This is a genomic window from Kitasatospora sp. NPDC041988, assembly GCF_055588525.1.
In genome coordinates, this window is the sequence record NZ_JBVJCO010000023.1 from 60,668 (window position 1) to 71,653 (window position 10,986).

The 10,986-nt window shown below is 76.1% G+C and carries 1 protein-coding gene; it reads right to left on the reverse strand.

Annotated features, from left to right (window positions below; genetic code table 11):
• Nucleotides 1–466: 466 nt before the first annotated feature.
• Complete coding sequence (locus ACZ6NC_RS22990) at nucleotides 467–10,984, reverse strand: SDR family NAD(P)-dependent oxidoreductase (protein WP_465735586.1); 10,518 nt, start codon at nucleotides 10,982–10,984, stop codon at nucleotides 467–469.
• Nucleotides 10,985–10,986 lie beyond the last annotated feature (2 nt).

Below are 10,986 nucleotides of genomic sequence, written 5' to 3' on the forward strand. Positions count from 1 at the left end.
GGACCGCGGGGGGGGGGGGAAGAAACCTGTTGAAAGGGGGGGGGGTAAAAGGAAAAAACACCACAACCCCCCCCCCCCCCCCCCCCGCCCCCCCCCCCCCCCCCACGCTTCTTTGTGTGGCCGGGGGCTGGGGTGGCGGCGGTTCGGGGGGCCGGGGTAGTCGGGGGAGGGTCGGCGGGCGCGCGGAGAGGGTGCCCGGCAGTGGCCGTTCCCCTGCCGGCCGGGGGACAGAGGGGTGGAGAGCCGGAGGACGAGGGGCGGAGAGGAGAGGGGACGGATGCTGCCCCGCTCGTCCGGCCCGCACGCCTCCCCGGCCGGGGGCCACCCCCCGGGGCACACGAAAAGGCCCGTGCCACCGGAGCGCACGGGGAAGGCTCCGGTGGCACGGGCTCTGCCGGGCCGGACCGTCGGTGGGGGCGACGGTCCGACCCGGCCTCGGGGAGGCAGGTCCTGCAGGGGCGGCCGGTCAGACGCCCAGTTCGTTGTCGAGGATGTCGAACAGGTCCTCGGCGGAGGCTGCTTCGAGTGCGGCCTCGGCGGCGGGCTCCGTTCCGTTCTCCTCGGCGCCCGGGCCGTCGGCCCAACGGGCGCTGAGCGCCCGCAGCCGGGCCGCGATCCGGGCGTGCTCGGCCCCGTCGGGGGTGGCGGCGCCCAGGACGGCTTCCAGGCGGGCCAGTTCGTCCTCCAGGCTGGGCGCACCGGCCGTCCCGACCAGTTCGCCGCGCAGGTACGCGGCGACGGCGGCCGAGGTCGGCTGGTCGTAGATCAGCGTGGACGGGAGCCGCACCCCGCAGGCCGCCCCGAGGCGGTTGCGCAGTTCGACCGCCGCCAGCGAGTCGAAGCCCAGCTCGGAGAAGCCCCGTTCGGCGTCGACCGCCTCCGGGCCCGCGTGGCCGAGGACCGCGGCGACATGCGTCCGGACCAGGGTGAGCAGCAGGGCGAGCTGCTCCTCCTCGGTGAGCGCCGACAGCCGCTGGACGAGGCCGTCGGCCCCGCCCTGCCGCCCGCTCCCGGCGGCCCGGCGGTCGCGCCGCACCGGCACCCGGACCAGTTCGCGCAGCAGGTGCGGAACACCCTCCGCCGCGGCCCGTGCCCGGATCGGCGCGGTGTCGAGGCGGACGGGGAGAAGGACGGGGTCGTCGGAGCGCAGGGCCGCGTCGAAGAGCGCGAGGCCCTCCGCCACCGGGAGCGCGGTGACCCCCGAACGCGACATCCGCGCCCGGTCGGTCTCGCCGAGCCCCTCGCCCATGCCGTCGCCCGACTCCCACAGGCCCCAGGCCAGCGAGACGGCGGGCCGGCCGGCGGCCCTGCGGTGCTGCGCCAGGGCGTCCAGATAGGCGTTGGCGGCGGCGTAGTTGGCCTGGCCGGCGCTGCCCACGGTGCCGGCCAGCGAGGAGAAGAGGACGAACGTGCGGACGGGGTGACCGGCCGTCAGGGCGTCCAGGTGGGCGGCGGCGTCGAGCTTGGGCCGCAGCACCGCGTCGTAGCGTTCCGGCGTCAGGGACGCGAAGGTCCCGTCGTCCAGGACGCCCGCCGTGTGCAGCACCCCGGTGAGCGGGTGCGCGCCGGGGATCGCGTCCAGCGCCTCGGCCAGGGCCGCCCGGTCGGTGACGTCGCAGGCCCGGACGGTGACGCTCTTGGCACCCAGCTCCAGCAGTTCTTCGCGGAGCTCCGGTGCTCCGGCGGCCCGCTCCCCGCGCCGGCTGAGCAGCAGCAGGTGCCGCACGCCGTGCCCGGAGACCAGGTGGCGGGCCAGGACGGTGCCCAGGCCGCCGGTGCCGCCGGTGACCAGCACCGTTCCGTCGGGGTCGAAGGCCGGCTCGGAGTCGTCGGCAGCGTCTCCGGTCGCACCGCCGGTCGCCGGCGGTTCGGCCCGGACCAGGCGCGGGACCAGCAGCGCGCCGTCGCGGACGGCCACCTCCGGCGCCCCGAGCGCCACGGCCGCGGGCAGCAGCCCGAAGCCGTCCACCCGGTCCGTGTCGACCAGGGTCAGCCGCTCCGGGTACTCCTCCTGGACGGAGCGCAGGAGGCCCCACAGCGGTGCGTGGGCGAGATCCGGCACGGCGTCACCGGCGGCAGCCGCCACCGCGCCCCCGGTGAGGACGACCAGACGGGCGCCCTCCAACCGGTCGTCGGCGAGCAGCCGGGCGAGCGTCTCGGCGGTGCGGCGGACGACGGCCCGTGCCTCGCCGCCGGCCGGGTCGTGCAGGACGATCACCTCGGGCGCGGTGTCGCCCTCGTCCAACGCCTGGGTGAGCTCGGCGAGTTCGCCCCAGGTGTCGACGCCGGCGCCGAGCTCGTCGGCGGCCGGGCCGGCACCGAGGACGGCCCAGCGGGCGTCCGGGACGGTGGCGGGCGCGGCCGCCGCCCGCCAGGAGATCCGGTACATCGCCCCGGCGGCGGTGCCCCCGGTCGGAGCGAGCTGCTCGGCCGGCACGGCGCGTGCCACCAGGGAGCGCACCGAGACGACCGGTGCGCCGGACGGGTCGGCGGCGTCGACGGCGACCACCTCGGGCCCGGAGACCCGGAGCCGGACCCGCAGGGCGGTGGCACCCGCCGAGAACAGCGTCACGCCGTTCCACGAGAACGGGAGCCGCGGACCGGCGGCCGGGTCGTCGTCCACCGTGGCACCCGGCAGCAGCGTGGCGTGCAGCGCCGCGTCGAGCAGGGCCGGGTGCAGACCGAAGACCGCGCCGTCCGCGTGGGCCTCCTCGGGCAGCTCCACCTCCGCGAACACGTCGTCGCCGTGCCGCCAGGCCTTGCGCAGGCCCTGGAAGACCGGGCCGTAGCCGTAGCCCTGCCCGGCCAGTTCGTCGTAGGCGTCCAGGACGGGCAGCTCCTCGGCCCCCTCGGGCGGCCAGACCGTCAGGTCCGGCCCTTCCTCGGCGGGCTGGTCGCCGGGCAGCAGGACGCCGCTCGCGTGGACCGTCCACTCGTCGTCCGGCCCCGCGCCCTCGGGCCGCGCGTGCACGCGGACCGGCCGCCGCCCCTCCTCGTCCGGTGCGCCGACCGCCACCTGGATCCGGACCGCGCCGTGCTCGGGCAGGATCAGCGGGGCGGTCAGCGTCAGCTCGTCGAGCCGGCCGGAGCCGACCTGGTCACCGGCCCGGACGGCCAGCTCCACGAACGCGGAACCCGGCAGCAGGACGGTGCCGGCCACCGCGTGGTCGGCGAGCCAGGGCTGGGTGGCCACGGAGAGCCGGCCGGTGAGCACGACGCCGTCGGAGTCCGGGAGTTCGACGGCCGCGCCGAGCAGCGGGTGCGTGGTCGGCCGCAGGCCCAGGGCGGAGGCGTCCACGGCGGCGGGCGCCGCGTCGAGCCAGTAGCGCTCGTGCTGGAAGGCGTAGGTCGGCAGGTCCACCCGGCGGGCGCCGGACCCCTGGAAGAGGCCTTCGCCGTCGAGCCCCAAGCCGCTGACGTGGGCGCCCGCGACGGCGGCGAGGAAGGTCCGGGCCTCGTCGCGGCCCTTGCGCAGCACCGAGGCGAGGAGGACGTCGTCGGGGTTGGCCAGGCAGGCCTGGGCCATGCCGGTCAGGACGCCGTCGGGGCCGAGTTCGAGGTAGCGGGTGACGCCGGCGTCCTCCAGCGCCCGGATGCCGTCGGCGAATCGGACGGGCTGACGGACGTGGCGCACCCAGTACTCCGGGTCACGCAGGTCGTCGCCGTTGGCGAGCTTGCCGGTCACGTTGGAGACGACGGCGAGCTTGGGCTCGGCGAAGGAGAGGCCCCGGACGACCGCCCGGAACTCCTCCAGCATGGGCTCCATCAGCGGCGAGTGGAAGGCATGCGAGACGGTCAGCCGGACCGAGGCGATGCCGCGCTCCTCCAGCTGGGCGACCACCTCGCCGACCGCCGTCTCGGCACCCGAAATCACCACGGACGTCGGCCCGTTGACCGCTGCGACACCGACCTCGGCCTCATGTCCCTTCAACAGCGGCAGCACATCCGCCTCGGCGGCACGGACGGCGACCATCACGCCGCCGGCCGGCAGCACCTGCATCAACCGGCCGCGGGCGGCGACCAGCTTGCACGCGTCCGCCAGCGACAACACACCCGCGACGTGGGCGGCCGCGATCTCACCCACCGAGTGCCCGGCCAGGAAGTCCGCCCGCACCCCCAGCGACTCCACCAGGCGGTACAGCGCCACCTCGACGGCGAACAGCGCCGACTGCGTGTAGACCGTGTCGTCCAGCGAACCGGACTTTCCGGCTATGACCTCGCGCAGCGCAACACCCAACTCACCGTCCAGCAGCCCACACACCTCGTCCAGCGCGGCCGCGAACACCGGGAAGGACTCGTACAGTTCGCCGCCCATCCCGACCCGCTGCGCGCCCTGACCGGTGAACAGGAACGCCGTCCGGCCGACGCCGGCCCGGCCCGTGACCGCCAGATCCGAAGAGCCGCCCTCGGCCACCGCGGCCAGCCCGGCCAGCACCGCCTCCCGCGTCGAACCGAGCACCACCGCGCGGTGGGGGTGTGTGGTGCGCGAGGTCAGGGACGAGTAGCCGAGGTCCAGCAGACGGGAGGAGTCGGCGGCGACGAACGCGTGCAGCCGCTCGGCCTGCGCCCGCAGCGCCTCGTCCGTACGGCCGGAGACCGCGAGCGGCACCAGGGCGCCTTCGGGCCACTGTCCCTCGGCGGTCCGCTCGGCCGACTCGGCCGACTCGACCTGCTCGGCTGCCGGAGCCTCCTCCAGGATCACGTGCGCGTTGGTGCCGCTGATGCCGAACGAGGAGACACCGGCCCGGCGCGGCGCACCGTCCCTCTTCTCCCAGGCCCGGGACTCCGCCAGCAACTCGACGTCCCCGGCCTCCCAGTCCACGTGCGAGGACGGGCTGTCGACGTGCAGCGTCATCGGCAGCACCTCGTGCCGCATCGCCTGCACCATCTTGATGATTCCGGCGACACCGGCGGCGGCTTGCGTGTGGCCCAGGTTCGACTTCACCGAACCCAGCCAGAGCGGCCGGCCCTCCGGGCGGTCCTGGCCGTACGTGGCCAGCAGGGCCTGCGCCTCGATCGGGTCACCCAGGGTGGTGCCGGTGCCGTGCGCCTCCACCACGTCCACGTCGGCGGTCGAGAGACCCGCGTTGGCCAGCGCCGCCCTGATCACCCGCTGCTGCGAGGGCCCGTTCGGCGCCGTCAGCCCGTTGCTCGCACCGTCCTGGTTCACCGCCGAACCCCGTACGACCGCGAGGACCTGGTGGCCCTTGCGGCGGGCCTCCGAGAGCCGCTCCACCAGGAGCACACCCACGCCCTCGCCCCAGCCGGTGCCGTCCGCCGCCTCGGCGAACGGCTTGCAGCGGCCGTTCGCGGCCAGGCCGCGCTGGCGGGTGAAGTCGATGAACGTGTCCGGGGTGGCCATGACGGTGACCCCGCCCGCCAGCGCGAGGTCACACTCGCCGCGGCGCAGCGCCTGGATCGCCCAGTGCAGGGCGACCAGCGAGGACGAGCAGGCAGTGTCGACGGAGACCGCCGGACCCTCCAGACCGAGGCTGTAGGAGACCCGGCCGGAGACCACGCTGCCCAGGCTGCCGTTGCCGAGGTAGCCGCTGACGTCCTCGGGGACGGCGCCGAGCCGGGTGGCGTAGTCGTGGTACATCACGCCGGCGAAGACACCGGTCTGGCTGCCCTTGAGCGAGGACGGGTCGATGCCGGCCCGCTCGATCGCCTCCCAGGACGCCTCCAGCAGCAGCCGCTGCTGCGGGTCGAGGGCCAGCGCCTCCCGCGGGGAGATGCCGAAGAACTCGGCGTCGAAGTCGGCCGCGTCGTAGAGGAACCCGCCCTCGCGGCTGATGGTCTTGCCCGGCTTGCCCGGCTCCGGGTCGTAGATGGCGTCGGTGTCCCAGCCACGGTTCTCGGGGAATCCGCCGATGCCGTCGCGGCCGGCGGCCAGCAGCTCCCACAGCTCCTCGGGCGAGCGGACGTCGCCGGGGAAGCGGCAGCTCATCCCGACGATCGCGATCGGCTCGTCGTCCGAGAACACGACGGCGGGGCCGGACTCGGCGCCGGGCTCCTCCTCGGCGCCGACGAGTTCGTCCCGCAGGAAGCGGGCCAGCACGTCGGAGGCCGGGTAGTCGAAGACGAGCGTGGCGGGCAGCCGCAGGCCGGTCTCCTGGTTGAGCCGGTTGCGCAGGCTCACTGCTGCGAGGGAGTCGAAGCCGAGCTCCTTGAAGGCGCGCTGCGGCTCCACGGCGTCCTTGCCGCCGTGGCCCAGCACGCCCGCGACCTCGGCGCGGACCAGGTCGAGCAGGAAGGTGTCGCGCTCGTCCGCCGCCATGCGGACGAGACGGTCGCGCAGGCTGTCGGACGCGCCGGCTCCGGCGGCGGCCCGGCGGGCGGCCACGGGGACCAGGCCGCGCAGCATTGCCGGCACGGGCTCGGCCGAGCGCCGGACGGCGGCGAAGTCCCAGTGGACCGGCAGCAGCACCGGCTCCTCGGAGGCCAAGGCCGCGTCGAAGAGCGCCACGCCCTTCTCCGCCGTGAGCGCGAGGACGCCCCCGGCGGCGATGCGGTCGAGGTCGGTCTGGGAGAGGTGGCCGCCCATGCCGGTGCCGGTGTCCCAGAGGCCCCAGGCCAGTGAGAGCGCGGGCAGACCCTCCGACCGGCGCTGACGGGCCAGCGCGTCCAGGTAGGCGTTGGCCGCGGCGTAGTTGCCCTGGCCGGCGCCGTCGAGGGTGCCGGCGATGGACGAGAAGAGGATGAAGGCCTTGAGGCCGAGGTCGCGGGTCAGCTCGTGCAGGTGCCGGGCGGCGTCGGCCTTGGGGCGTAGGACGGTGTCGACCCGCTCCGGGTCGAGTGAGGTGATCGTCCCGTCGTCGACGATGCCGGCGGTGTGGATGACGGCGCTCAGCGGGTGAGCCGCTCCGACGCGGTCGAGGACGGCGGCCAGGGCCTCACGGTCGGCGACGTCGGCGGCTTCCAGCCGGACGGATTCGGCGCCGAGGGTGAGCAGTTCCTCGCGCAGGCCGGCTGCGCCGGGGGCGGTGTCGCCGCGGCGGCTGACCAGCGCGAGGTGGCGGACGCCGTGCGCGGTGACCAGGTGGCGGGCGATGACGGCACCGAGGCCTCCCGTGCCGCCGGTGACGAGGACGGTTCCGGTGCCGTCGAACGGCGAGCCGGTGCCGCTCTCGGCGCGGACCACGCGCGGAGCGAACACCGCGCCGTCGCGCAGCGCGAGTTCGGGCTCGCCGGAGACGACGGCCGCCGTCAGCAGGGACGTGTCACCGTCGGCCGGTTCGACCAGGACGAACCGGCCTGGCTCCTCGGCCTGCGCGGAGCGCACCAGACCCGCCACGGCGCCGCCGGTCAGCGAACCGGGCTGCGTCAGCACGACCAGCTTCGAGGATTCGAAGCGGTCGTCGGCCAGCCAGGACTGAAGCACCGCCAGGACCTGGTTGACGGTCTCCCGTAGGTCACCGTCGCCGACCGGGAGCAGCACCACGTCCGCACCCGCCGCCGACTCCAGGTCGGCGACCGGCTCGACACCGGAAACCCCGGCACCCAAGGCCACCCAACGACCCTCCCGCACCACACCCGCGTCCACCGCGAGCTGTGTCCGGTCCAGCCGGAACAGCGCGTCGTGCATGGGTGCCGGGGCGGCGGAGAGCTGCTCGGGGGTGACGGTGCGCAGGGCGAGGGAGTCGACGGAGGCGACGGGCGCGCCGCTCGGGTCGGCGAGCTCCAGGGAGATCGCCTCGGCACCCCGGGCCGTGAGCCGGACCCGCAGCGCGGACGCCCCGGCGGCGTGCAGGCGCACACCGCTCCAGGCGAAGGGCAGGCGCAGCGCGGTGTCCGCCGCCTCGGCGCCCTGGCCGGCGGCGTGCAGGGCGGCGTCGAGCAGCGCCGGGTGCAGGCCGAAGCGGGTGGCCTGGTCGCGGACCTCCTCGGGCAGGGCGACCTCGGCGAAGACGTCGTCACCGCGCCGCCAGACGGCGCGCAGCCCCTGGAAGGCGGGCCCGTAGCCGTAGCCCTGCTCGGTCATCCGCGCGTAGGCGTCCGACACGTCGATCTCGGCCGCGCCCTTCGGCGGCCAGGCGGTCAGGTCGAAGGACGGACCGGTCTGCCCCGGCAGCAGCGTGCCGGTGGCGTGGACGGTCCACGGCCGCTCCCCCGCGCCGGCGGAGACCGACCGGTCGTCGGGGCGGGCGTGGATGCGGACGGGTCGGCCGCCGCCGTCGCCGGGGGCTCCGACGGAGACCTGGATCTGCACGCCGCCCTGTGCGGGCAGGACCAGCGGCGCGGTCAGGGTCAGTTCGTCCAGCAGGCCGTAGCCGACCTGGTCGCCGGCCCGGATCGCCATCTCGACGAAGGCGGTGCCGGGCAGCAGCACCGTGCCGCCGGCGGCGTGGTCGGCGAGCCACGGCTGGGTCTCCAGGCTGAGCAGCCCGGTGAGCAGCGCCTCGTCCGCGTCGGCGATGGCGATCGCGGCGCCGAGCAGCGGGTGGTCGGCCGCGGCCAGGCCGAGCGCGGCCGGGTCACCGGTGTCGGCCACGGACTCGGGCCAGTAGCGCTCGTGCTGGAAGGCGTAGGTCGGCAGGTCCACCCGGTGGGCGCCGCGGCCCGCGTGGAAGGCCTGCCAGTTCACCGCGACGCCCAGGGTGTGCGCCCGGCCGAGCGCCTCGGTGAAGCCCTCGGCGGGGGTGCCCGGCCCCGGCGGGGCGATCACGGCGGTGGGGACGTCGGCGGTGGCCGCCTCCAGGACGGTGGCGGCGGGCAGCGCGGCCGGGCCGGCGCCGACGAAGAGCGTGTGGCCGTTCTCGACCAGGGTGTGCACCGCCCGGGCGTACTCCTCGTCCGTCCGGGTGAGGTGGAGCTGGACGGCGGCCGAGCCGGCGCCGGGCCCGGCCGGCAGCTCGGCGGTGGCGTCCGCGGCGAGCCGCGCCGCCTCCTCCGGGGCGATCGCCCCGGCCAGCCGGGCGGCGGCGATCGCGCCGCTGCCGTGGCCGAGCACGGCGGTGGGACGCAGGCCGTGCGCGCGCCACAGGGCGGCGAGCGCGACCTGGACGGCGTAGGCGCCGGCGCGGGCGACGTCCGGGCGGTCCGGGGTCGGCGCCGTCGGCGCTCCCTCGACCACCGCGGTCAGGTCCCAGCCGGTGTGGCCGCGCAGCTCGCCGGCCACCGTCCGCAGCTGCTCGGCGAAGAGCGGGGAGGCCGCGGTCAGGCCGCGGGCGAGCGGCACCCAGGCGGCCGGCCCGGCGCCGGGGGCGCCGCCGTGGTCGGGCAGGACGAGGACGGTGCGGGGCTCGCGCCCGGCCACACCGCGGGCCAGCCCCGCGAACTCCTCGCCCCGGGTGAGGGCGCGCAGGCCGGCCCGCAGGGCCTCGGCGTCGGCGGCGGTCAGCACGGCCCGGTGCTCCAGGGCCGCGCGGGACAGCGCCAGGGAGTATGCGGTGTCCGGCAGGCCGGGGGCGCCGGCCTCCTCCAGGTGGTGCAGGAGGCGCTCGGCCTGGGCGCGCAGGGCGGCTTCGTCCCGGGCGGAGAGCACGAACGGCAGCGCGGCGGTGCCCTCGGCCGTCCACGCCCGGGGCCCGTCGGTGCCGGCCGGCGCCGCGTCGCCGCGGGCCGGGGCCTCCTGGGCGGCGCCGTCCTCCTCGGCCGGGGCCTCCTCGATGATCACGTGCGCGTTGGTGCCGCTGATGCCGAAGGAGGAGATGCCGGCCCGGCGGGGTGCGCCGTCCGCCTTCTCCCACGGCTGGGCCTCGGCGAGCAGCTCGACGGCGCCCGCCTCCCACTCCACCTGGGAGGTCGGCGCATCCACGTGCAGGGTCTTCGGCAGCACCCCGTGGCGCATCGCCTGCACCATCTTGATGATGCCCGCGGCGCCCGCCGCGGCCTGGGTGTGCCCCATGTTGGACTTGATCGAGCCGAGCCAGAGCGGCCGGCCCTGCGGCCGCTCCCGGCCGTAGGTGGCGAGCAGCGCCTGCGCCTCGATCGGGTCGCCGAGGCGGGTGCCGGTGCCGTGCGCCTCCACCGCGTCGACCTCGGCCGCGGAGAGCCGGGCGTTGGCGAGCGCGGCGCGGATGACGCGCTGCTGGGACGGGCCGTTGGGCGCGGTGAGCCCGTTGCTGGCGCCGTCCTGGTTGAGGGCGGAGCCCCGGACGACGGCCAGCACCCGGTGCCCGTTCCGGCGCGCGTCGGAGAGGCGCTCCAGGACGAGCATGCCCACGCCCTCCGACCAGCCGGTGCCGTCGGCGGCCTCGGCGAAGGACTTGCAGCGGCCGTCGGGGGCCAGGCCGCGCTGGCGGCTGAACTCGACGAAGGTGCGCGGCGTCGACATCACCGTCACACCGCCGGCCAGCGCCAGCATGGAGGTGCCCTGGCGCAGCGACTGGGCCGCCAGGTGCACCGCCACCAGCGAGGACGAGCACGCGGTGTCGATCGAGATGGCCTGGCCCTCCAGGCCCAGGCTGTACGACACGCGGCCCGACACGACGCTGCTGTCGGTGCCGACGACCAGGAACCCCTCCGCGCCCTCGGCGACGGTGCCGGGCCGCGCGTGGTAGTCGGCGGCCATGACGCCGACGAACACCGAGGTCTGGCTGCCGCGCAGCGTGTGCACGTCGATGCCGGCGTGCTCGAACGCCTCCCAGGACGCCTCCAGGACCATCCGCTGCTGCGGGTCCGTGGCCGAGGCCTCGTGCGGGCTCATGCTGAAGAACGGCGCGTCGAACAGCGGGGCGTCGTGCAGGAACCCGCCCTCCTTGGCGTAGGTCTTGCCGGACCGCGAGGCGTCGGTGTCGAAGACGCCTTCGAGGTCCCAGCCCCGGTCCTCGGGGAACCCGGTGACGGCGTCCCGGCCCTCGGCGACCAGCCGCCACAGGTCGTCCGCGTTCCCGACCCCGCCGGGGAAGCGGCAGCTCATCCCGACGATGGCGATCGGCTCCTGGGCCGCGGCGGTGACCTGGTCGTGCCGCCGCCGCAGCCTCTCGTTCTCCAGCAGCGACTTGCGCAGCGCGTCCGCTATCTGCTCGACAGAAGTACTCACAG